We start from the raw sequence: 26,005 nt of genomic DNA, 5'->3' as shown, positions 1-26,005 counted from the left end.
TATATATTTGCCGCTTCTTAATCAAAACTAGAGCGTGAAAAATCTATCCACTGTACTTAGTGTCGTCCTTTTAGCAGCAGTTGCTGTGTTGTTTTATCTGGTGCTTAGCAATAAGGCTGCATCTTCAGAACCTGAGCTAGCTAATCTTGATTCTTCCATTGACAGAATCAGTGGAGATCTTTCGATTGCCTATGTCAACTCAGACACGCTGCTGAGTAAATATGAATATTTCAAGGATATCAGCAGTGATCTGGAAAAAAAGAGAGCGAAGTTGGAGTCTGAGTACAGGAATCGGGCAGAGGGCCTCCAGAGAGAAATACAGAACTTCCAGAACAGTGCCCAGAACATGACGATGAACCAGGCCAGGGCCAAGGAGGAGGAACTTACTGTTAAACAACAAAACCTCTATCAGTATCAGCAAACACTGGGACAGCAGTTGGTTGAAGAAGAGACCAAGCTCAACGAACAACTGTATAATGCTGTTAGCGGCTACCTGTCTGAGTTTAGCGGAAGTAACAAATACCACCTTGTATTGACCTACACGAAGGGTAGTGGCGTACTTTATGCGGATAAAAGACTTGATATCACTGATGAAGTGATAAAAGGATTGAATAAGAGCTATCTTCAGTCGAAGGGTGTCATCCCCTCTGACAAAACCGATTCTACTGCCACCACCAAATAGGTGGTGCAGTAAAATTTGCTATTTTTTCATGTTAAGTTGATGATTAATGAAATTTTAAGTACAATTGTAACTGTATTTGCCGGCTATTTTTTTGACGCTGCTTGTGAGCCTGCATCTAATTCATTGTAAGCTTTCTAAAGACAATTTTTTTTGGTACTTTGGCAATATTCTGGTGTGCTCTGTGTGCCGGAAATGTCAACCTAACTATACTGATTCGTGCTGCAAGCTTTCTTAAAATTTTTAGGAGGTGAGCCAGGCGAGGAGAAGCAAATGTGGCTACTCCTTGGCAAGGGCTTTTTTATGGGCATCTTCCTGGCTACCTATACTGTAGGCGCAGAAACGCTGTTTATCAGCCGAATGGGAGAGGGTTTGTTGGGAATCGCCTTTTTTACTGGTGGGTTCTTAGGCATCGTAAGTACCATTGTTTTTGTTTCCCTCCAACGCAATATTAATTTCTCGAGTCTCGCCATTACCAATACCTTCTTGATCCTGGCGTATGTTACCTTACTGAGAGGAACATATGAGTTTTACGATAGTCCCTGGATCAGTTTTGCCTTCTTTGTGATGATGGGCCCCATAACTGCAGTTACACTGCTGACTTTCTGGGGTGTCTTTGGCAGAATGTTCAATCTGAGAGCCTCCAAGAGGATAATGGGAGGTATTGATACAGGTCAGCTTCTGGCGACTTGTCTTGCTTTCTTTTCAATTCCAGGGTTAAGGAGACTTCAGTTGATAAATGATACAACTGATTTGTTGTTTATTTCCATTGCCGGTGCCTTCGGTATTTTTATTTTTACTCTTCTTATAGTTAAAAATTACAACCTTGATGGTGCGACCAAAAAGGTTTCCAGGGAGAGGCCAAATACGAGCTATTCCGACCTATTCAAAAGCAAGTACCTTGGGCTGTTGTCAATGTTTTTGATTTTTTCGGCGTCGGCCAACGTATTTGTTGAATACAGCTTTTATGAGTCGGTGAACGTTATGTACCCGAACGAAACGGAACTCTCCAACTTTTTGTCGTTCTACGACGGGTCGATCATCGTTATTAGCTTCATTATTCAGAGCTTTCTCAACGATCTTATCATAGGTAAATTTGGACTGAAAGTATCGCTTATGGTAATGCCTATTGTACTCGCCGGACTAACAATAGGGGCCATCGTATCGGGGCATATTTTTGGTTTCGAAGTAAAAAACGAAGAATACATCTTGTTCTTTCTTTTTACCGGACTAGCCAGACTTTTGACCGCCTCCCTGAAAGACGCTTTGGAAAACCCGGCCTTCAAGATTTTCTTCTTGCCTCTGGATATTAAAATCCGGTTTGATATTCAATCCAGGGTTGAAGGTGTAGTGAATGAATTTGCTGCACTCATCTCAGGTGCCGCATTGATTGGTCTGGGTTTGCTGAGTTTCTTCAAATTGATTCACTTTTCGTACATCATCATCTTTTTGGCAGTTGGTGTCATATACGTAGCCGTGAAACTCTACGATGAGTATAAGGGAACATTGAAAATTACTTTAACAAGGCAAAAGGAGGCACTTGGATCCAAAGGGAAGAAGAATGAGAATAGTACGGTGAACGTGCTTCAGCGGGAGTTCGATGAGCACAATGCAGAGAGTATTATTCTGTCGATGAAGTTATTTGAAAAGTTGGAACCGATAGAATTCAGAAAGATTCTGGTGGAAACGCTCAAGAGCCCTCATCCAGAGGTGCGAAAATATGCTTATGCCAAGTGCAGGCAGGTAAACAACTTTGAGAAGCTGGCAGAAATCAAAAAGCTGGCTTCCTATGAGCAAGAAGAGCAAATAAGGAACCTGGCGATAGAAGTAATTGCGTTCCTACAGTTGGCTGAAGACTACAAACTGAACGAGGTCAGTATCAGAAAACTTGTTAGGTCTGTTGACAAGGATGATCGGGTATTCGCAGCTCAGGTGTTGGCAAAACTAGACGAAGAAAAGTATATCCCCTTGCTCGTGGAGCTTGCCAGAGACATCAATGTTAATGTAAGGACAGCAGCCATTGCTAGTGCCGGAATTAATAAGTGGCCGGAGCTTTGGCCCATTTTGATTGAGAACCTTCATGTGCCTATTTATTCTAATGTTGCCAAGGCTGCGCTGACGGCCGGGGGGGAAGCGACCTTGCATACCGTGGATACCGCTTTTTACAAAACCGGGCAGCAAGGAAGTACAATGTTCAGAGTTGTGCAGATTCTTGGACGAATAGGCGGCCCCGAGGGGGTTGAACGCCTCTGGAAAAAGATTGACTTCCCTGATAAAGCCATCGTTTCAGAAATCTTGTTATCGCTAAGCTATATTGGCTACCACGCCAAAGACTTTCAGGCGGCACGAATCAAGATTCAGATCGAGGCTGAAATTGGTGACTTGGCCTGGAATATTAAAGTGCTCACTGAAATTCCAACTGAAAATGAAACCGACCAATTGCTCGTTCAGGCAATGGAAGAGGAGAACGCCCAAAACTATGATGATATTTATATGCTTTTGGCGCTTATCTACGACTCTCAGGCTGTGGAGCTTGTCAAAGAGAATATCAATGTAGGCACCAGTGAAAGCGTCACGTTCGCAGTCGAAATGCTCGATATTATCCTGGAGGATGAATTGAAGCCAAAGTTATTTCCGGTTTTCGACGAACTCAAGCCCCAGGACAGGTTGAGCCAACTCAATGACTTCTATGCACCTGAGACTTTTAGAGGTTATGAAGACTTGCTCCTTTCCATAGTCAACAGGGATTATAATCACATAAACAGGTGGACCAAGGCAGTGGCATTGTACAGGTTGTCCATGATGGATGAAACAAAAGTTTCAGCAGATCTTATTGCCAATCTTTTCAACCCTGATAAGCTCATTCTTCAAACATCTGCCTGGATCATTTACCAAAAAGACAAGGCGGAGTATCAGCGTCACACCAGAAGAATACGCCCGGGTGTTAAGAAAGACCTGGACAGGGCCATAGTGCCGCCAACATTTGTTGAGACAGAGGAGGACCTGCACATGAAGATGCTGCTCATTGAGAAGGCTGTGTTTGTGAAAGGGTTGGATTTATTTAAAACGATCCCTGGGTCAGTGTTAACGGACGTGGTAGACGCCTCAGAAGAAGTAAGAATGAGGCAAGGGGTAACCTTCATCAATAAAGGAGATAATGGCAATGCACCAATTTACATTATTGTAAAGGGCAGTGTGCTTGAACAAGACGACAATGGGCGCCAGAGAACACTGGGCAGTAGAGATGTGATCGGTTTCAATAAATTGGTTGAGACAGACCAATTTGAATACAACTATACAACGACCAGCGAGGCGATCTTTTTGACTATTTCAATGGAGGCGCTGTTCGATTTAATGAGCAAAAACATTGAGATGGTTGAGGCAACACTTTTGTCAGTGAAAGACTCTGACCAGATCGAGGCAGAAGATGAGGTGATGGATGAAGAAAGACTGTTGCTTTTTAGTCAATAGTAGGACAATATTTATCGAGTTTTTAAAAGGAATATGAGATTTTGACCTGAAAAAAATGGCAGTTGGAAAAGAAATTTTAATTAGTTTTTCCTCAGAAGATAACCATCCAAGGATAGCGGGCGACAGAGGCTGGGTGACGAGCTTTTGTAAGTTCCTCACCACACTTCTTACACAAATAATGAAGGAGGAGCCTCATGTGAGAATGGTTGACGAAAATCAGCAGCACCCGGAGGAAATCGAAAAGGCAGCTGTTTTGATTGCCATACTGTCAAACAACTTCAAGGCAGACGCCAAACTGATAAAAGGCATTACACACTTTGGCGATAAGGCCACTGCTGAAAAGAACCTAAGTCTTGCGGGGAAGTCAAGGATGTTCAAGGTGTTGAAACACCCGGTCGAGATTGACAGTGTCCTTCCCAATTACGAGGAAATTTTACCGTACGACCTGTTTCAGATCGATCCAATGACTGGTGAGGCGCAGGAATACACCCGGTATTTTGGCTCGGAAGCGGAGAGAAGTTACTGGCTGAAATTGGTAGATATGTCGTACGATATTTACCAGATCCTCGAAAAAATTGGATCCACAAAGAAGATTGCAAAAGATACGGTTCCGAAAGAACGCACAGTTTACCTGGCTAGCACAGGTGTAGATATTCTGATTCAACGAGACATTATCAAAAGGGAATTGTTGCGCCATGGTTACAGGGTGCTGCCTGAACAGTCTCTCCCGAAGGAAGCCAAACTGCTGGAGGCAATGGTAAAGGCGGATTTGGAAAAGTGCCGTTTATCCATTCACCTGATTGGGGAGGACTATGGTTATAAGCCGAAGGGCTCTGATCTGTCGATCGTAGATATGCAGAATAAGATAGCCTCGGAATATGTGCTGAAGGTAATCGAGCACAATAGTAAAAGTGCCAATAGAGAGCCTTTTTCAAGATTGATTTGGCTTTCACCCGACATGGTTAATGTGTCGGAGAGGCAAAAGATTTTTATTGAGGACTTAAAGTCTGATGCCGCTGCAGTGGAAGAAGCCGAGGTTCTTCAAATTACACTGCAAGAGCTTAAATCCATTGTAAGGGAGGAACTGCTTACCGGCGGAAGGTTCAAAACAAGGGATCATTACGCAAGGGAGGAGGAAGAGAGCAAAGGCGGGAAAATGATCTACCTGATTTGTGATAAATCTGACGCCGAGGCGGCTCAGCCCATTGCTAAAGCGCTGACTGCCAAAGGATGCGAGGTGATGACGTCCCTTTTTGATGGTGACCTGATCGATTTGCGATACCTGCATCAGGAAAACTTGAGACGCTGTGATGCTTCGCTGATTTATTTCGGAAAAGCCAATCATCACTGGATAAAAGCCAAGCTTCAGGATCTTTTGAAAGCACCCGGGTTTGGCAGAATTAAGCCCTTAAAGGCAAAAGCAATTTATGTGGCAGGGGAGGCCAAAGTGAAGGCTGAGGAGTTTAAAGAAGAAGGCACCCTGATTTTAACTGGTAACGGCGAATTCAAAGCCGATTCTTTAAAACCATTCCTGGAGAAAATTGAAAAGTAAATTATGAGCGCTAGCAACCTTGACCCCAACGAGTCCGACGGAAGACCTGATCAGGTTTCGTCTGGCACTATTTCAAGAGGTAGCACCACTACCTTGTTCAATCCATTCCCTGGCCTTAGGCCATTCGGTGTGGAAGAATCCCATCTTTTCTTTGGCCGTGAGGGCCAGAGTGATGAAGTCCTTGTAAAGCTGGCAGAGAACAGGTTCTCGGCAGTGTTGGGATCATCGGGAAGTGGTAAGTCGTCGTTGATGTATTGTGGACTGATTCCAACGCTCTACGGGGGATTCATGACACAGGCAGGCTCCAACTGGAAAATTGTGGTGTTGCGACCGGGCGGGGGGCCGATCGACAACCTGGCAGAGTCGCTGGTGGAAAAAGACGATGAATACGCAGGGCTGGAAGAAGAGGAACGGCTGATAAGGAAGACGATTACCGCTACAGTGCTCAGGAGTAGTTCTCTCGGACTAGTTGAGGCGGTTAAGCAACTAAAAAAATCGGAAGATGAGAACATCCTGATCCTTGTCGATCAGTTTGAAGAACTCTTTCGCTATAAGAAGACAGAAAGTATGACTTCGTCTCAGGACGAGTCTTCTGCATTCGTGAACTTGCTGATGGAAGCAGTTCATCAGTTCGATGAGCCTATTTATGTCACCATCACCATGCGGTCCGACTTCATAGGTGAGTGCGCAGTTTTTCCGGAGCTCACACAAATGATCAACGACAGCCACTACCTCATCCCGCAAATGACCAGGGATCAGAAGAGACTGGCGATTGAAGGCCCGGTGGCGGTAGGTGGAGGTACCATCGCACCTCGTTTGGTACAACAGCTGTTAAACGACGTGGGAGACAACCCCGATCAGCTACCCATCCTTCAGCACTCCCTGATGCGAACCTGGTCATTCTGGGCTGATAATCACAAGGAAGCCGAGTCAATGGACATCCGGCATTATAATGCTATTGGTACGCTGAAAGAGGCGCTGTCGCAGCATGCCAACGAGGCCTACGACATGCTCTCCAAAAGGGAGAAGCAGATATGCGAGACCATGTTCAAGGCACTCACCGAACGGGGATCAGAAAATCAGGGCATTAGAAGGCCTACCAAGCTGAGCGTCATTGCGTCCATTGCTGGCGTAACCGAGGACGAGGTGTACCGGGTGGTCGATAAATTCCGTGAACCAGGCAGGTCTTTGCTGATGCCACCTCATGGCAAACAGCTAGAATCTGAGACTGTAATTGACATTTCTCACGAAAGCTTGATGCGCATCTGGACCAGGCTGAAGTCGTGGCTGGATGAAGAAAGCAGGTCGGCTGAAATGTACCTCAAGCTATCGGAGTCGGCGGGAAGGTATCAGGAAGGGCGGGCCGGTCTTTGGAAAATGCCCGATTTGCAACTGGCCCTCAACTGGCAGGAGGAAAACAGACCTACGCTGGTGTGGGGTCAAAGGTATAACACAGCTTATGAGCGTACGATTGTTTTTCTTGAAACGAGCAAGCGTGCCTACGAAACCGAGCAAAGAAACAAAGAGCTTCTCCAGAAGAGGCAGATACGCCGGTCCAGGATCTTTGCACTTGTGCTGGCTGGTGCTGCGCTTGTGTGTATTTTCATGATGATTTATGCGTTTATTTTGGCGGCTGAGGCGACCAAGCAAGAGGCACTTGCTGTTACCGAGGCTGAAAATGCAAAAATTGCCCAGGCCGATGCTGAAAAGCAACGGGGATTGGCAGTGGAATCTGCGAAAGAAGCCAACGATCAACGGGAAAAGGCCGAGCTAGCCACTACCGAGGCGATTGAACAAAAAAACGAAGCAGATCAACAAAGAAGAAATGCTGAGGCTGCTACATTACAGGCTGAGGCTGCCAGAAAGGATGCAGTGATTGCACAGGAGGAAGCCGTAAAGCAAGCAACAATTGCCAACGAGCAAAAAGACCTTGCCACGGCTGCCAGAGTACAAGCGGACGAAGCGAGAAAAAACGCTGAAGACCTTCGTTACCAGGCCGTTGCGCAGTCCATGGCGATCAAAACTGCTCAGGTGAAGGATACCACCCGAAAGACGCTAATTGCCATGCAGGCATTCAACTTTTTTAGAGAATATAGTAACAAGCCGTACAACGGTGATATTTATCAGGGTCTCTACAACGCATGGACAACGGAGAACGGGGCGGACGTGGTAAAATGGAAGGGACATACTGGTGGTGTTAAGTCGGTAGTTTACAGTAAAGACGGTCAAAGTATGTACACAGCCGGGTCTGATGGAAGAGTGCTAAAGTGGAACATAGCCAACAACGCCAGAGAAGGGGTTGACATGTTACCAGCTCCAAACTCAAGCGTAAACAGGGTTGTGGCCGTTAGCCCGGATGAAAAGTACCTGGCGGTTGGCAATGAAGACCATATACAACTAATTGACCTGTCCAACCCTGCCGCTCCCAACTTACTTGACGCCCATGGGGGCACGGTGTATGATTTGGTCTTCCTGCCAGATGCGAGTGGGTTTGTGTCAGCAGGAACCGATGGGAAAATTCAAAGAAGCAATTTCTCCTCTTTTTCTTCGATTGCGACCCTTGATCAGCCAGTCAAAAAGCTGGCAATCAGTGACGATGGAAAAACACTTGCGGCAGGAGGGACTGATGGCAACGTATACTTATACAGCATGGCTAATAATAACCTACAGGCCACAATTGTCAATGCCGACAATGTTCCAATCACCTCGGTGGCCTTCAGCCGAAACGGACAGTTTCTGGCTTATGGCGATCAATCCGGCAGAATCGTCATTCAGGATATCGTTGCAAAGACGCCTCTGGCGGAGTTAAATGGCCATGAAAGTACAGTCTCGGATCTTGAATTCAATGGGCTTACCACCCTGCTGGCATCATCAGGTTGGGACAAAACGGCAAAGCTTTGGGTGCTTAACGACATTTTCGGATTGCCTACGATTTTGAATGACCACGGCGACTATGTCAACGCTGTTTCATTTTCTCCCGATGGTCATTATTTGGCTTCGGCGAGCAATGACAAGTTCCTGAGGGTGTGGCCCACCAAACCCGACATGATTGCTGCTGGATTGTGCAACGAAATTGACCGGAACCTTGACCAAACAGAATGGAACCAATATGTTGGCAGCGACATCGATTACGAAATTACCTGTCCGGATTATCCAAGCGGGGCTGAACAATAAAATGATGAAGGATACAAAGAGAAATGTGTTACTGGTAATCGCTTTGTTTAGCGTTTTCATTGTTCTGACTTCCAGAGGGGCATTTGCGCAGAGCGTTGTTTGTACTCAAAATTTGGATCGGGCGCAAGCAATGTTCGATATCGGCGACCTTCCTGGTATTCCAACTTTACTAATGCCTTGTATTAAAGGTGGAGGCTTTTCTAAAGAAGAGACGATAAGGGCGCTTGAGATAATGACAGAGACTTACCTCTACCAGGACGATCTGGCCAATGCCGATATTTGGATGATTGAACTGTTAAAGGCAGACCCAGAACATAAGCTGGATCCTTCTTTGGATCCGCAGGAAATCATTTTGCACAAGGAGAAATTCAGATATAAACCTATTTTTAGGGTGAGTGGCAGTATTGGGTTGAACCGGAGTTCCTATAGGTTGATAACAAGTTACTCTCTTTGGTCAGAAGATGATCAGTCGGTTTATACGCCCGGCATACAATTCAATGGGTTTGCCCAGATCGAGAAAGAGGTATATCCCGGCTTCGATGTGGGCCTGGGCTTAGGCTATGTGTTGAAGACATTTTCGGCAGAAAGCGAGGTAATATACGGCAAGGCCGCCAGCGACGCATCTGACCCACTGACTGTTGCGCAAGGTTTGGGTAACCTGGCTACGTACTCAGAGAACTACGCTGTATTGGAAGCTCCTGTTTTTGTAAAATACACCTATTATGGAGATGGAGAGAGAACATTCAATCCGTACGTTTTTGCTGGGATGAGTTTTGATTACCTGGTCAATGCCAAGCAGACCTCAACAAGAAGAGCGAATCAGTCAGAGCGTGATGGGGTGAAGGCGTCGGCTACACTCCCTGATCCCAACCTGGTAGCGGATGAACGAAGAAAAGCATTGACTTACTATGGTTTTGCCGGATTAGGCGTAAAAATCCGAAGAAAGACACATTTCTTTTTTGTAGAGGCCAGGTACAACCACGGCATGATGAACATCGTCAACGGTGATAATAGATTTCCGTCGGAAATCACAGCGGATGGAAACAAGCAGGAGAGTATTTTTAACATCGGGTTGGTCGACAATGATTTCACACTCGATGGCGTCACAGTTGTAGGTGGATTTCAGCTATCGATCTACAATCCACAGAAACTAAAAGAGAAGAGACTTAAATGAAGAGGATATTAAGAGCGATGTGCTTTGCGGTAGTAGGTGGTTTAGCAGGATGCACACCTGAAGACCCCAACTCTTTAGCCCCAGACGAGGTTTTTGTTAAATATTTTGGCGGTGAGGGTATTGATAAGGGAGCAGACTTTGTCGTGAACCTGCAAGGGTCGGAAGTGGAAAACTATGCGATTTTCGGTTCAAGTGACAGCTATTTGCTGACAGAGCAAACTGGAAACACGGAGTGGGTTGTGCTTTTTGCAGATAAGGGTGGTAATCTCTTACCAAATGGCATCAGGCGTTTTCCTACGGCAGACTTTCTCCCATTATTGCCTTATTTTTCGTCCACGGGGAAAGTGACGTGTACCCCGGTTCGAATAAAGAAGACTGCAAATGGGGGATACTTGCTTATTGGGTGGATCACCTATGGCAGTATATATGAAAATAAAAGTACGAATAGTTTTCAACAATCTGCGATGCTGATAGTGAGGTTGGATGCCAACGGAAACTATGACCGTGTTTCAGATGTCCGGGTGTTTGGTAGCAATTATAAAACAGTTGAGATAGGGTCAAGCGGGTTATTTGATACATTATCGCTTAGCCAAAAAGGGGCTGATATAGTAGAAATAGCCGATGGATATTTCGCTGTTGGTTCAACCGAAAACGTTCCACTCAGAGATGATCAGGTGCAGGACTTAAGTGATTTTTTCCTTGTCAAGCTTGATACAGACCTCAATACCGTGTGGGCAAAGACCGAGGGGACAGCCTCTGATGATGAGGGGGTTGCTGTTGTTAGCATTCAAAATGGCAGCCAGGTAGTCATCGCCGGACATACCAAAGGAAACAATCGGTCATTGTTCAATGCAGCTACTGCAACAATTCCGGTACAGGGCCCAGTAAGCAACGAAAGTATTCGATTTACGCAATCGGGAAATGCGGATGTTAATGAAAAGGTGGTCAGGATGCTTAAGTTGTCAGACGCTGATATTTTTTTAGCAGGGAACAGGTTGTCACTTACGATGCAAAATTTGACACCTTTTTTGATGAGAATTACTAGTGGTGAGATTCAGCTCTCAAGCCAAATAGATGTACCGGTTGGGGTTCAGGTGGCTGATTTTTATAGAACACTTGGTGGTAGATTCGTATATGCGGCTACTACAGCAGAAACGGATGAAGGCGGAGCTAATGGATCGCAGTTACTTCTCATGAGAACTGATGATTTTGGTGGCGAGACCAGCAATTTTGGTGAAGCCGGTTACCTGGGGCACAGGTATGGAGGAAGTGGCAATGACCAAGCCAATGCCATTGTTCAACTCCCGGACGGTAAGTTTGTCATGCTAACAACTATAGAAATTGATAACAACCCGCAGACAGTCATTGGTTTAATAAAAACCAATAAAAACGGTGTACTTGGGAAATAATTGTATAATTCCCGCATTTAATTTCACTTTTTGTTTATTTTTATAGATTGATCAATCCTCATTACTATGAGAAATATATATCGACACATTGGCCTGATTTTTTTAGCTGGAATGTTTTTTAGCGTTGGAGCATATGCCCAACCGACCTACAATAGTGCCAGTACGATTAGCGCAACGCAAGTAGAAATAACCTTCAACACCAGTTTGACAGCAATAGGGGCTACCGGATTATTCACTATTCCCGGTGTCAATATTACCGCAGCCATTGTTGATCCGGGAGACGATACGAAAGCGCTTTTAACTTGTGACCCATTTGGTACCGATTTTTCGTTACCGGCGGGGCCGGGAGGAATGTCACTGGCAGCGGGTGCCGTCACTGATGCTGGCGGTGCCAGTGTGCTTCAGGACGAATTGGCCGTTGACGACGGTGCGGCTCCTGTGTTGTTAAGTGCGCAAACGACGAGTTTGACCAATATCAGGCTTACTTTTTCGGAAGATGTCACTGTATCAACCCCGGCGGGTACAGAATTTACGTCAGGAGATTTTACAGTGTCAGCGGCAACCTCAGCAGGGGGTGCACTGGTAGATTTAAATGTAGCCGGGATAGCCGATGGTGCTTTTAGCTCCACAGATTTGAATATAGCAGTCGACGCTGTAAAAGACGTAAGTGCTGGCACGATAGGCAATGCGACTGCATTGGGTCAGACGGTTGATGACGGCATCGCTCCAACTTTTGTAAGTGCCCAAACAACCAGCCTGACCAATATCAGGGTGACGTTTTCGGAGGCTGTGACGGTTGTAACTGCCTCAGGAGCCGACTTTGCGATAGGTGGTGTGACGATAACAGGCGCTGCTTCTTTTAGTGCTACAGAGGTTGACCTGACAGTTGATCCGTTAAGCGGAACAGATTTTACATCGATAGATTTAGACATATCAGCCGGAGCGGTTGAAGACGGGGGGGCTAATCCAATTGCCTCTACACCGGATCAGATAATCACCGACGGTGCGGCTCCTGTGTTGTTAAGTGCGCAAACGACGAGTTTGACCAACATCAGGCTTACTTTTTCGGAAGATGTCACTGTATCAACCCCGGCGGGTACAGAATTTACGTCAGGAGATTTTACAGTGTCAGCGGCAACCTCAGCAGGGGGTGCACTGGTAGATTTAAATGTAGCCGGGATAGCCGATGGTGCTTTTAGCTCCACAGATTTGAATATAGCAGTCGACGCTGTAAAAGACGTAAGTGCTGGCACGATAGGCAATGCGACTGCATTGGGTCAGACGGTTGATGACGGCATCGCTCCAACTTTTGTAAGTGCCCAAACAACCAGCCTGACCAATATCAGGGTGACGTTTTCGGAGGCTGTGACGGTTGTAACTGCCTCAGGAGCCGACTTTGCGATAGGTGGTGTGACGATAACAGGCGCTGCTTCTTTTAGTGCTACAGAGGTTGACCTGACAGTTGATCCGTTAAGCGGAACAGATTTTACATCGATAGATTTAGACATATCAGCCGGAGCGGTTGAAGACGGGGGGGCTAATCCAATTGCCTCTACACCGGATCAGATAATCACCGACGGTGCGGCTCCTGTGTTGTTAAGTGCGCAAACGACGAGTTTGACCAACATCAGGCTTACTTTTTCGGAAGATGTCACTGTATCAACCCCGGCGGGTACAGAATTTACGTCAGGAGATTTTACAGTGTCAGCGGCAACCTCAGCAGGGGGTGCACTGGTAGATTTAACTGTAGCCGGGATAGCCGATGGTGCTTTTAGCTCCACAGATTTGAATATAGCAGTCGACGCTGTAAAAGACGTAAGTGCTGGCACGATAGGCAATGCGACTGCATTGGGTCAGACGGTTGATGACGGCATCGCTCCAACTTTTGTAAGTGCCCAAACAACCAGCCTGACCAATATCAGGGTGACGTTTTCCGAACAAATTACAGTAACGACAGCGGGTGGAGGCGATTTTTCTTCAAGCGGAGGTGACTTCACAGTGACCAGCGCAGTGGTTTTTGGAACTAGCCAGGTTGATCTGACGGTGAATACGTTGAGCGGAACAGATTTCACTTCTACCGATCTGGACATAGCTGTTGATGCCGTGAAGGATGTCGGGGCATTGACCAATGGCATAGCAGCGATAGCAGATCGAACGGTAGCAGATGGGGTGGCACCAACGGTTGTCTCGGCTGTAACCAAAGACAACACGCCCGATGGTTATATTGACCAAATCGTCATTACTTTTTCAGAGGACATTGCTGCCGGTTCTATTGATGTAGACGGTGGATCCGATGATTTCTCCGTTGCAGGTTATACCATTTTATCTGCGGCAGTATCGGCTGCCAATGAGGTAACTTTGACACTCAATACTGGTGGCTCTCCGGATACTGGAGTTACCCCAGATGTGGATATCGTCGCTTCTCAGGTGACAGATTTAAATGCTGTTGCAGCCATTGCAGCGACTGTTGGTGCCTCAGATGGGGCTGCACCTTACATTGTTTCCTCTTCTGTACAATCAGCAAACGCCTATTTTGAGGTAGTTTTTTCAGAAGTTGTTGTGAAGCAGGGCGGCGGCACTTTGGCGAAGGCTGACTTCACCACCGCTACTGCGCCAAACGGTGGAGCTACTATTTCTATTGGTTCAACTCTGCAAGACGATCTGGATCAGGACTTAACTGCGACCGGTAGTGCCATCATTCGGTTTATCCTTACAGCGACCCCAACCGTGCTTGACGTCACCGGAGCTGAGACGGTAAGTGTTGCAGTGAATGGTACCAATGTCAAAGACGGCAGCGATAATACGTTAGTAGGGAATACGGGTAACCAGAACTTAAATTTGATTGATGTTAGCAACCTCATAAGGATTATTAGCGCAGTCCCTCAGCCTGACAACTCGTATGTAACAATTACCTTTTCTGAAGAAGTTTACAGAGACGGTACCAGCGATAGAGTTGTACACATCGCCAATTCGAATAATGGCCAAATAAAAAGGGATGACTATACCAATGGCAGCTCGCTTTGCGATGAAGATGAGCTCTGTTTGATTTACAATGACAATGGAACAGGCGTTGTGATCAATGACAATGATGATGCAGATATCCAGTGGGCCAGGAACCAAAGCCCAAAAAGTATCTTTGGTAATAATGACAACTACTCGGGGCCGTCATTCAGGCTCTATTTGAATGATATAGTTGGTACTCCTACAGGAAAGGAAACATATACATTAAAGGTCAGGAACAACTCCCAGATAAGCGCCAAAGCGGATCCCACCAAATTTATGTTGGACATAGCCGCCAACCAGTTCACATTTTATCTCGCTGATGAGGCTGCTCCTGTTTTCTCACCAAATCCGGTGGCAACAGGAAGTAATGTCGTAGGATCGGCGGGCATCTTCAGCTCCGATGAGCTCATCACAATTTCAGCAGACTTAGGAGAGTCTGGGCTGACCGTCACAGCTGATTTGACCAACCTCCTTCTTTCATTGTCTGCAACTCAACCTATGACAGAAGTAGGAGCTACGGGTGTTTATACTTACCAATTGCCCATTCCTGCCAAGTTCTTAAACAATGGGATAAGAAATATACCAATCACGGCGACCGACGCAAGCGTTAACCTTAACTCCACAACTAATTCGACGCTTAATGTGACAGTTGACAGTCAGGGGCCTGCACTTACAGTGTATTCTCTGATTACGATAGACCAAACCCCTCTTTTGGAAGGTCTTGCTACCGGTGCTGCATCTGTTAGCATTACTATCGATGGCCCGGGCGGCCCTTATGGCCCCTATGTATCAGGAGGTGCTGTTACGCTTTCAGGTGGTAGCTGGTCCCTGAACGTGCCGACTACCCTGCCTCTTGGAACCTTCAGTGTTAACGTAACCGGCCTCGACGCCGAATCAAACAGTTCGGCCGACCTTACCGATAACGAACTCCTGATTTCAAACGGGGTTAATATCACAGCTTTAGACCTTACTCAAATATGTGTAGACGGGGGGTATCGAACAGGGTCTTTTGCCATTACTGAAACACAAGACGGTGACATTCAGCAGGGCACGAGTAAGGTGTTCAGCGTTCAATTGCCCAATGGGTTTGTTTTCAATACTGCGGTGATACCGACATTTTCAGATACTCAAGGTGGCGGCAACCCGGTTACAGGCTCTGTGAGCTTCCCGGCCAACAATGTGCTTCGTGTTACGTACACTGCCAGCGCCGGTAGCCTTGGTCAACTAAACGATATCACGATAGCAAACGTGCAAGTGGGCACGAATTTGGCCACCGCCACCGCCACCGCTGATGTACTTAATCTTGGAGGTGCTGCCAGCATACTTGGATTAGACGTGGGCACGGACCTGGGTGATGTGGGCAGTGTAAAACCTGACGCACCTGTTGCTTCGCCCACCGAGTTTAATTATTTCACCGAGTCATATACCTACAATTCAGTCGACTATGATAACCCATATTATTACAGCCCGAACCCAATAAACTTTACTTCCAATAATAATTCGTTAGAATGGTTTGCCGATGCTAATTTAACGGTTCCCGGCCAAGGAGGTGCTTTAGACGGTCTCACGAACCCCTCCTTTACTCAGTGGGGTTTGGCTGATGGCGGGGACCCTTACAATGACTATCCGGATCCATCCTCAGCGGGAATAGCTACCTACTGGGTTATTCAAACTGATGCGGCCTCTGGTTGCAAGAGTCTGCCGACCAAGGTAAGCTTAAAGCACATTAGGTTATATCAAGATCCTTATACGACCAATTTTACGGAAAATGATGATAACCCAGTGACCCTAAAAGGGTATGCACCTGCTAATCACACGGGGGTATTCACCGGGCCTGGTCTGGGAACCCAGACAACCAGTGGGGGCCAAGTCACGACAAAATTTACCCCTTTGCTGGCTGGCCAGGGATTGCATAATATCAAATATACTATGACAAACACGGTGACTGGAGTCACAGCTGATTATACAAGGCAGATGAACGTCAACGCCTATGTATCAGTTTTTGCAGAAAATAACGATGTGGATGGCAGTAATAACATTGCGCTTGAATATTGCGCTAATGATATAGATCCGGTTTTTACGTATTACGATACTGACCTGGTTGGGTACGGTGTGAAATTTAGTCGGTACACAGTGGTTACCCCAAATGGTGTTGAGGATAATGCTGGTTTAACAGGCACTGCTGCTTCCTGGAATGGCGTTATTTATACAGCGCCTTCATCGTCCTGGTCGATAGACATTTCATACTATAATAAGGAATATGGAGCTGGTGGTTTCAGGGTTTACAGGAATTACTGGTATGAAACGGGTTTAGCAACTTACTCCCCGGTTTATCGATACGACTCAGAGACAATTAATATATACTCACAACCTACCTTAGCGATTCAAAACCTAATTGGTAATACTTACTGTTTGGAGCCCGGAGAAAAATATGATTTCGATGTGCTAATCAACAACGGAAGTTTCAGTGGCTTAGCTAGTCTGACCGAGTGGGCATCTTATAGAGTCGAAAACGTTACGAGAGGAATTTCAAAAACCTTTACCTTTCCTCCTGGTTCAGAAGCGACGGAAATTGTAATAGACCAACTGGCCAGTGATGGCACTATCGGAGTGACAAGTAATACCACTACGTATAGGCTATATTTAAAAGCACCAGGGTCGGAGGATCCTCACCCACAGGGTAGCTGCGAATCTTTAGAAGCATCTGCAGTTTTTAGAGTTAACAAAGTGCCTGGTATTTCAAATCTGGCTTCTGGTGAATACACTTACAACTTTTGTAATGATGAGACAGTAAGTAATTTTTCTTTTACTTCCACCTTTACCTCCACAGTAACCTATTCCTTCTATCAGGATAACGCAGGTGTAAGAGGCCCGTTATTGGCACAAAACACCACTGGGGTGGTCACTCCAAGTATAATGGGCTTGGCAAATATTTCGGGTTCAGTCACTAGTGGGTCTCCAAGAAAACCAACCAAGATTTATGTCACTCAAACTTACCAAGACTGTGAGGGGCCCGAGCGAGTGTTGACCATCAATGTATTTTACCGGCCACAGGCACCAGTTATTGAAGATGAAACGCTTGTAGCTAGCGGGGAGTATCGGTTTGAGTATTGTCAGAAGGACGCAGCTATTAGTGGTATCACGCTTGATAATTCTACTTTGGATACAGGATATCCCGCTGGGACTTTCTTCACATGGTATAACGCAGATGGTTCCGGCAATATCAACTATGGCTCGCCCATCGCTATTGCTTCAGCGAAAGGCGTAACCGCTACTGCCGAAGAGCTAATTTTGCCTTTGGAACCAGGCGGTCTAACTCCAGGCGACCTAACACCAAAAGAATATATATTCTTCGTTGAGCAGACCAGCTATATGGGGGAAGGAAATTTTGCAAGTGGCTGTGTGTCGACTCCCAGAAAGATTGTAGTGGATGTGACAGCAACGCCGTTGTCACCCGCTATTGCGTTGGGGGCGTCGTTGAAGACAAGCTATTATACCTGCCAGGGTGATGATGTCGAAAACCTTACAGCGACGGCAGCAACGGGAGTGTTGTACACCTGGTATTTTGACAACGATGAGAATGGCGAATTTGACGCAACAGACAAGTTTGTTGCAAAGGCTAATAGTATTACAAGTGCACAGTTGGCAGCAAAGGATTTCAATAAAAATGATCCTGGAACTCACAGAGTTTGGCTAACCAGGACAGAAGGTGAGAATGATGAAACAGAGTTTGATGGTTGTGAGGGCCCTGCGACGCTTATTGAAATTACAGTTTATCCCGACTATTCTCAGCCAGTAATAGCCAGCAATGTGAATCACGGTGCCCTACCCGCAGTAGATATAGGAGGAACGGATGTATTTGAGTTTAAATATTGCACCGATGAGGTTACATCTGATGTCGAGTTTGTTGTTCAAAATAGCTACTCGTCTGCTGACGCAAAAACAAAATATAACTGGTTCCTGGCAGCAGAGGTAGGTGGGAATATAGTTAAGAGTCTTACCACACCAATATTTATCTCCGGCTCGTCAACCGATCCAGAGCAGAAAACCGCTACAGCTAGTGACTTGTTTCTTGTTGGTGCTACTGCTCCGCCTAACGGAGGATCTTCTTCCAGGTATTTTCTAGTAACACAAACAACCGACATTAGGAATGATGGAAATTGGGCAGGTTGCGAAACTCCTCCTATAGCTGTGAAAGTAACGTTGTACAGCAAGCCAAATCCACCTACCACCCTGAGTGGGATCAACAACTACTTTTATTGTAACGATACTGATCCAATTCCAGATTTTCAATTGACTCAGGTAAGCCCAAGTGAGCGCTATCGCTGGTACCTCGTTGATGAACTTACTGGTATTTCTAGCTTCGTCTATGAAGGTGCGGTCGGGTCTACTTCTGCCTCTGCCGCAAATTTGGGAATAACTAAACCGATAACAGATCTCAACAAGAACAAAGTTTATACTTTCCAGGCAACGAGAACAAGTAATATTGATGGAACGATTTCCTACGAAGGATGTGAAAGCAGTTCCAGGACAATAACGATTACTATAGTCCCAGTGCCGCTGGAACCTACCATGAGCAATGTTTCTGATGATAGCGACCCTATTTATTCGAAGTGTGAAAACGAGAATAACTTCCCCACTTTTAGCATATCAAACAGATTTCCGGGGTCACGTGTCCGAATATGGAATGAAGATGGTTTGCTGGTTTCGGAGATTAATAGCTTTACTCCCGACGAACTTCAAGCAGACGGTATTACCCCAAAATACTATGCCAGGCAGGAACCATGGTTGTTCACGGTTACACAGACAAATGGATTTGATCTGGACGGAGCGTTTACCGGCTGCGAGAGTGAGACGGAAACTTTTAAATATTTCCATGTGCCAACAGCGTCAACTCCTCTTGTGATTGGAAATAACGGTGAGAACAATGTTTACACCTATTGCATAGGTGAAGATATAGGCAATATCCAGATAGATAACCCAAATTCTGATTTCACTTATAGGTGGTATAGTGATCAGGTACTGAATAACCTCTTAACAACGACAACTGCTGACAATAACAATCTCGTACCAAACCTAAATCCGGTTTTTGACTCGGAGACACCGGACACTTATCGATTCTATGTCACCTCTGAGGTAACCGGCGAAGGCTGCCGTAGTGCCGCTACCGAGGTACAGGTCATCATCAACGCACTTCCAACGGTCACAATGACCTTTGATGATGATGATAACACACCTGTGCCAGGTACCTATGCCATTTGCGTAGATAATGGAACATTTAACCTTGTTGGTTCTTTGGCGGGAACGCTGGCCGGCACCTTTAAGGGAACCGGTATTACAGACAATGGCGATGGAACTGCCATTTTTGATCCTCTGTTGGCAGTGGGGCTCACGGATCCACAAGAGTTGCCTGCTGCGGAAAATCCAGAGTTTACGATTACGTACACATTGACAAATGCCAATGGTTGTATCGACTCTCTCCAAAGGGTGGTTCGGGTGAAGCCTTTGACAGTGGTTGATTTTTCCAGCACAATTTCTTTTGATGAAGAAAACAGTAACCTGTTAGTAGATGTGTCGGAAAGTCAGGTTATCCGGTTTACCGGCAATCAGAGCAATGGTACATTTACCGGCACTGGTACCACTACTACAAGTCTCACCACAGCAGTATTTGCTCCGTTGGTTGCGAGAGGCGAAGATTTGTATGGAGCTAACACCAGCTATCCGATAACCTACGGATCTTCTGGTACAAATGGCTGCTACAATGAGGTCACAAAAACAGTTACTGTGCAGCCCATTCCTCAGGTTGATTTAGTTGTGACTGGTGGATGTTCATCGTTTGATATTGATTTAACAGCCAATGTTCCCAACGCAGAAGCTTTAGGTGGTATTAGCTCAGTAGAATGGACGATTAAGGGAGATGCCGCCAATGCTGTGGAAACTGTTATAGGTACAGGAACTAATTTCATTTATACTGAAAAACCTACGCCTGGTAACTATATCTTCAAGGCGAAAGTTACTGGTGTTAATGGTACTGTTAATTCGGTAGAGGTAGTTAGAAATATCGGTAGTTCGCCCGACCCCTATATTGCCTGGAGGCATGTCGTAGCCGGTAGCCCGACTATTTTCTCGTTTGACAACCGAATATTGCCCGATCAGTTTTTGAAATACATGAAGCTTGAGTGGGTAACCGCTAGCGGGGACATTTTAATCATGGAGAGGAGCAGCAACCCTGATACCCAGAATAGCAATGATTTTGCTCGGGCCTATTTTGACGCTGAGTACGGAGGCTTTACTTTCCCTGGAGAGGGCGATTACACTGTGAGGTTGACAATGGTTTCTGTGAACGAGTGTGTTGCTGCTACCGAGAGGGTGGTTCACATTTTACCCCTTGTTAGTGTCGGCGAAAATTTCACTCCGCACAGCTTTGAGGCTGGCACTGATGGCTGGTGGGTAGATAATACATTTCTGTTTACGCCTACTGAGGATAAGTTTTCAAAAGCCGTCCGTCCCAATGATTGGGAGACAGGTACCAGCGGCGGACAAAATCTCAACTCAGCCAGTGTTGGGGAGAGGGCGATGTTTACAAAAGCCGGAGGCCTCTATCAAATCAATCAAACCGCCTGGGTGATGTCACCTGCTTTTGATCTCTCAGCACTTACACGCCCAATGGTGAGCTTCGACAGGATGTTTCTAACAGAGGCCAGGAAGGACGGCGTTGTATTTCAATACTCTGTCGACAATGGAGATACCTGGAAGGTGCTTGGAAGTTACGAACCACTCGAAGATCAGTCAACTGGAGAAAATTGGTATACAATCGACGGCATCTCTTCTGATCCGGGAAGCCAGGATTTTTTCAGTACCTCAAGCAGCAGAGTAGGCTGGGCTGGAACGAGCCTGAAGACCGGTCAGGTGGACTTTACCTACGCATCGGCCCGACAGAAACTGGATCTGATTCCCGGTGACAAAAAGCAAGTTATTTTTCGGTTTGCGTTTGCGTCCAACGCCTCAGAAGATCCAACCGACGAGGGCTTTGCATTTGATAACTTCTGGATAGGCAACCGAACCAAACAGGTGCTGCTTGAGAAATTTAGCTCAACAACTAACTCGTTGAGCAATGAGGTTGACACACAACTTCAAAAGGAACTTGCGGTTCTTACTAACAACAATAATGATATTATCCCGATAGCTTATCATACCGAATTCAAAGGAGGGGAGGGCAGTGATCCGTTTAACCAGCTCAACAAGGCCGATGCCGGGTCAAGGGTTCTTTTCTATGGTATTACAGATGTGCCCACTTCAATTCTCTCTGGCAACGTGTCGGAAGAAACTTATCGGGCGGCAGGTGCCAGTGGAAGACCTTTTCGTGAACTGGAGTTATCCAGGTCGTCGCTTCGGGATCCTCTGGCAGGCATATCCATCGAACAGCTAAGTGCCGGTGATACTGAGCTGTCGTTCAATGTTAAGGTAAGCAGAAAGGCTTCTACAAATGGAACTGTACCTTCAAGTGGTGAGCATCGCTTGTATGTAGCCATCGTAGAAGATTCTCTTGAGTTTCAGGGCAAACCATACCAAAGTGTTATGCGTAAGTTACTACCCAATGGTAATGGCGAGATCATCAGTGGGTTTGCCGGGCTAAGCACGGAAACAGTGCTAACCTTCCCTTACACCTGGGAAATTAGTGGGAAGCTTGTAAAGGACCCCGATCATTTGAAAGTGGTGGCGTTTATTCAGAGCAACGACACTAAGTTGATTTATCAAGCTGCGTCTCTGGACATTAAAGGCAAGCAGGCTACAGAAACCGGCGTAGACCTTCCCGGCGAAATAGCCTCATCCTACGCCCTTTACCCGAACCCGGCCAATACAGAAGTTGGTGTCAGGTTTGATAGTCAACTAAACAACGACTTTGAATGGAGGCTGATTGATCAGGCGGGAGCTACCATTTCGAACGGAAGGGTCCAGAAGGGGAGTGAAGCGGCAACATTCGACACAAGGTCCGTGCCCAGTGGCATGTACTTTGTGATCATCAGCAACGAGAATGCCAGGTTCGAACCTAAGAAGCTGTTGATTATTCATTGATCCGTTGGCGATCCAGCAAAAAAGGCTGTGCTTCCATGAAGCACAGCCTTTTTTTGCTTACATACAATAGGGTTGCTAGAATGTCTTTAGCAGCTCACTCAATTCAGCAATCGCCTGAGTGGTGGTGCTATCCACTTTGGCAACAAGTGTCTTTATTTCGGCAGGCTTTTTCCCCTCTTTGGCAAGCGTTTCCAGCTCAAGTACATTAGCTTTTAGCTCCTCTATGCCCATAAATGCGATGGAGGGCTTCATTTTATGAACTATTCGTGCCAGCAGAGGCCAGTCGGCGGCATTGTGAGCGTTTTGCATTTCAGTCAAATTCTCTGGGATAGTCTCGATAAATGCCTCAATCATTTCTTTCATGAATTCAGTATCTCCTTCACAAACTTTTTCCAAATAAGATAAATCTATTATGTTGGCCATATTTTCTTTTTAGCTTTCCAAGTCTTTAAATTTAAGTAAAACATTAGAAATATAGTGAGGTTTAAATGTTTGTTAGTAAAAGTGATGACTCATCGTTTTCAGTAACGCAAATTTTGATATTTTCGCATAAGACATTCATTTCAACAAACGATATCTAATGATACCTGAATTTGAGAAACTTCGTGACGACGAAGTAGAAATTTTGCTAAAGGCACCTGCCTATGTATCGGTGCTGATTGCGGGCGCAGACGATAATATTGATAAGTCAGAGATTCAAAAGGCAATTCAGCTGGCTAAGGTGAAACAGCAGAAAGCAAGGGAGTCGCTGCTAGGCTACTATAAGGCAGTAGGGGAGAGGTTTGAAAACGATTTCATGACCATGATAGAGGAGCTGCCTCACAACGCATCCGAGAGAGGGCCGGCCATCAACAGAGAACTGAAAAAGTTGAACCTCATTTTGCCAAAGCTAAACAAAACCTTTTCTACTGAATTTTATGCCAGTCTGAAGGATATTGCCAAGAAGATTGCTGAATCCTCTGGCGGCATTCTGGGATATTTGTCGGTTAGTTATGAGGAGGCCAAATTGATGGAGTTGACGATGATCAACGACCCGGCAAAGAAGTAAAAACCTATTTGACAATAAACAGCCCAGGCAGTCCCTGGGTTTTTTCATGCTTAACGGAAAGTACATTCTTCCCCCCCTCAGGCTTGTCTTCTTAATGTGGGCTTTCTTTGCTGTGGAAAACTACGTGTCTATTGATCTTGGCTTTCTTGGCATTTATCCAAGGACACTCCACGGATTGATCGGCATACTTACCGGCCCTATGATCCACGGTAGCTGGATGCACATCACATCCAATACACTCCCTTTACTTTTTTTGGGTGGAGCCCTTTACTATTTCTATGACAAGATTGCCACCAGGGTATTTCTCCAGTGTTATCTTTTCACGGGGATATTTGTATGGTTGTTTGGCAGGCCTTTCTACCATGTTGGTGCCAGTGGATTGATATACGGGTTGGCTTTTTTCCTCATTTCGTTTGGTATTTTTCGGAAGGATTTCCAATCATTGTTCATTTCTATTGTAGTGGTGGTGCTGTATGGCAGCATCATCTATGGGATTTTCCCTTCGCAGCCGGGGGTGAGTTGGGAGTCACACTTGATGGGTGCCATTGTAGGTGTGACAACGGCGTTTACGTTGTCGAAAGTAAGATCAGTTTCCTCGTCCTAGAGTGGGGTAAGCGACTGCATGATCGACGTGACCTGCTCAAGGGTGATTGGCTTAGAAAAAAAGCCCTTTACAATATCAATTTCCTTTGCTCTTGCCCTGTCGGAGTTCAGTAGTGACGAGCTGATGACAAACACAGGTATTTTTTTAGCAAGAGATACCTGAAGATCTACGAAGCCTTCCAGAAACTCCCAGCCGTTTAATGTCGGAAAATTCAAATCAAGAAGGATTACGTCCGGCAGATTCTCGGCACTTTTCTTGTGGAGCATGATTTGCCTTAGGGCATCATAAATATCTTCAAAGTCCTCTATCAGACCAATCGAAGGCTCCTTCTCACACAATTTTTTTGTTATGAAACGAAAAGATGGATCATCGTCTACAATGAAAACATGAAATTTCTTAGCTGCCATCCCGGGTCGATTATTACAGGCTCAGTGTCCTGATCAAATTGGCTAAAAAAAAGCCCTATCGCAAGACAGGGCTAAGTTATTTTCAATAAAAACGATCTTATCTCTTACTAATTGGGACGTAGTTTCTTTCCACCTCTCCCACATATACTTGCCTTGGTCTGCCGATCGGTTCACTGTTGGCTCTCATTTCCTTCCACTGAGCAATCCAACCCGGAAGCCTTCCCAGTGCAAACATGACAGTGAACATTTCCGTAGGTATGCCAATGGCCCTGTAAATAATGCCGCTGTAGAAATCTACGTTAGGGTAAAGCTTTCTTTCTACGAAATAAGGGTCTTTCAATGCAGCTTCTTCCAACTCTTTGGCTATATCGAGCACCGGGTCATTCACACCCATTTTCGCCAGAACATCGTCAGCAGCTTTCTTGATAATCTTCGCCCTTGGATCAAAGTTCTTGTATACTCTGTGGCCAAATCCCATCAAACGGAAAGGGTCATCTTTGTCTTTCGCTTTTTCCAACCACTTTTTGCTGTTGCCACCATCTTCTTTAATAGCTTCCAGCATTTCGATAACCGCCTGATTGGCACCACCATGGAGCGGGCCCCACAGCGCATTGATACCTGCAGATACTGAAGAGTAAAGGCTTGCCTGAGATGAGCCTACAATTCGTACAGTTGACGTTGAACAGTTTTGTTCATGATCCGCATGGAGGATGAGCAGTTTGTCCAAAGCGCTGGCAACAACAGGGTCAGCTTCGTACTGATCGGCAGGAAGAGCAAACATCATCTTCAGAAAGTTGCCGCAGTAGTCGAGGTTATTGTCAGGATAAATGACCGGATGCCCCATTTCGTTCTTGTATGCCCAGGCAGCAAAAGTGGGCATTTTGGCGATCAGCCTGATAATACCAAGATTCACTTTGTCCCACGACCTGTTTGGGTCGAGAGATTCAGGGTAAAAAGCGGTAAGCGAACAAACCAATGAAGAAAGTACGCCCATTGGGTGGGCATTGCTTGGAAACCCTTCCAGTATTTTCTTGATGTCCTCATGCACAAGTGTATGGTGCGTGATGTCTTTTTTGAAACTGTCGAAGGTTTCTTTTTTCGGTAGCTCTCCGTAAATAAGCAGGTACGCCACCTCAAGGAAAGTCGATTTTTCAGCGAGATCCTCTATTGGGTAGCCCCGGTACCTGAGAATGCCCAACTCTCCATCGAGAAAGGTGATGGCTGACGTAGTAGAGCCCGTGTTTTTGAAGCCTTGATCAATGGTGATCAGCCCGCTTTTTGCTCTGAGGCTACTAATGTCGATTGCTTTTTCATTTTCTGAACCCTCAATCACAGGCATTTCGTAAACCTGGCCGTCGTAATGTATTTCAGCAACTTTAGACATTGATTCGAATAAATTTATATGATA

12 protein-coding genes are annotated in these 26,005 nt (G+C 45.8%); 9 read left to right on the top strand and 3 right to left on the bottom strand.

Going from position 1 to position 26,005, the window contains the following annotated elements; translation table 11 throughout:
- Positions 1 to 34 precede the first annotated feature (34 nt).
- From GC130_RS12615 to GC130_RS12585, 7 genes are all read left to right on the top strand, one after another.
- Complete coding sequence (locus tag GC130_RS12615; protein WP_151998678.1) at positions 35 to 682, top strand: OmpH family outer membrane protein; 648 nt, start codon at positions 35 to 37, stop codon at positions 680 to 682.
- Positions 683 to 898: 216 nt separating this feature from the next.
- Complete coding sequence (locus GC130_RS12610; RefSeq protein ID WP_151998677.1) at positions 899 to 4,150, top strand: HEAT repeat domain-containing protein; 3,252 nt, start codon at positions 899 to 901, stop codon at positions 4,148 to 4,150.
- A 55-nt stretch (positions 4,151 to 4,205) separates the two neighbouring features.
- Positions 4,206 to 5,702 carry a DUF4062 domain-containing protein gene (locus tag GC130_RS12605; protein WP_151998676.1) on the top strand — a complete coding sequence of 499 codons (1,497 nt, stop codon included), beginning with the start codon at positions 4,206 to 4,208 and terminating at the stop codon, positions 5,700 to 5,702.
- 3 nt (positions 5,703 to 5,705) lie between these two features.
- Positions 5,706 to 8,876 carry a WD40 repeat domain-containing protein gene (locus GC130_RS12600; RefSeq protein WP_151998675.1) on the top strand — a complete coding sequence of 1,057 codons (3,171 nt, stop codon included), beginning with the start codon at positions 5,706 to 5,708 and terminating at the stop codon, positions 8,874 to 8,876.
- A gap of 1 nt (position 8,877) precedes the next feature.
- Entirely contained in the window at positions 8,878 to 10,050 is a 1,173-nt protein-coding gene (locus GC130_RS12595; protein ID WP_193217845.1) for an outer membrane beta-barrel protein, read from the top strand.
- Positions 10,047 to 11,459, top strand: a complete 1,413-nt coding sequence (locus tag GC130_RS12590) for a hypothetical protein (RefSeq protein ID WP_151998673.1) — start codon at positions 10,047 to 10,049, stop codon at positions 11,457 to 11,459. Before GC130_RS12595 ends, GC130_RS12590 begins: the two co-directional genes overlap by 4 nt.
- Before the next feature lie 66 nt (positions 11,460 to 11,525).
- Positions 11,526 to 22,538 (top strand): T9SS type A sorting domain-containing protein, encoded by an 11,013-nt coding sequence (locus GC130_RS12585; protein ID WP_151998672.1) that lies wholly within the window; start codon positions 11,526 to 11,528, stop codon positions 22,536 to 22,538.
- 75 nt (positions 22,539 to 22,613) lie between these two features.
- On the opposite strand, the gene GC130_RS12580 is transcribed toward GC130_RS12585, so the two are convergent.
- Positions 22,614 to 22,961: an Hpt domain-containing protein gene (locus GC130_RS12580; RefSeq protein WP_151998671.1), complete on the bottom strand. Its 348-nt coding sequence runs from the start codon at positions 22,959 to 22,961 to the stop codon at positions 22,614 to 22,616.
- Between the two features lie 157 nt (positions 22,962 to 23,118).
- On the opposite strand from GC130_RS12580, the gene GC130_RS12575 reads away from it, so the two are divergent.
- Entirely contained in the window at positions 23,119 to 23,586 is a 468-nt protein-coding gene (locus GC130_RS12575) for a hypothetical protein (RefSeq protein ID WP_151998670.1), read from the top strand.
- Positions 23,587 to 23,680: 94 nt separating this feature from the next.
- Complete coding sequence (locus GC130_RS12570) at positions 23,681 to 24,190, top strand: rhomboid family intramembrane serine protease (RefSeq protein WP_226940456.1); 510 nt, start codon at positions 23,681 to 23,683, stop codon at positions 24,188 to 24,190.
- Here GC130_RS12570 and GC130_RS12565 read toward each other — a convergent pair.
- Positions 24,187 to 24,597, bottom strand: a complete 411-nt coding sequence (locus GC130_RS12565) for a response regulator (protein ID WP_151998668.1) — start codon at positions 24,595 to 24,597, stop codon at positions 24,187 to 24,189. The genes GC130_RS12570 and GC130_RS12565 overlap by 4 nt on opposite strands.
- 97 nt (positions 24,598 to 24,694) lie before the next feature.
- Complete coding sequence (locus GC130_RS12560; RefSeq protein WP_151998667.1) at positions 24,695 to 25,981, bottom strand: citrate synthase; 1,287 nt, start codon at positions 25,979 to 25,981, stop codon at positions 24,695 to 24,697.
- Between the last annotated feature and the right edge of the window lie 24 nt (positions 25,982 to 26,005).

It is taken from the genome of Imperialibacter sp. EC-SDR9 (genome assembly GCF_902498805.1).
Lineage (GTDB): Bacteria > Bacteroidota > Bacteroidia > Cytophagales > Cyclobacteriaceae > Imperialibacter.
Note: the sequence above shows the minus strand (reverse complement) of the source record. Positions and strands in the feature narration are given on the sequence as shown.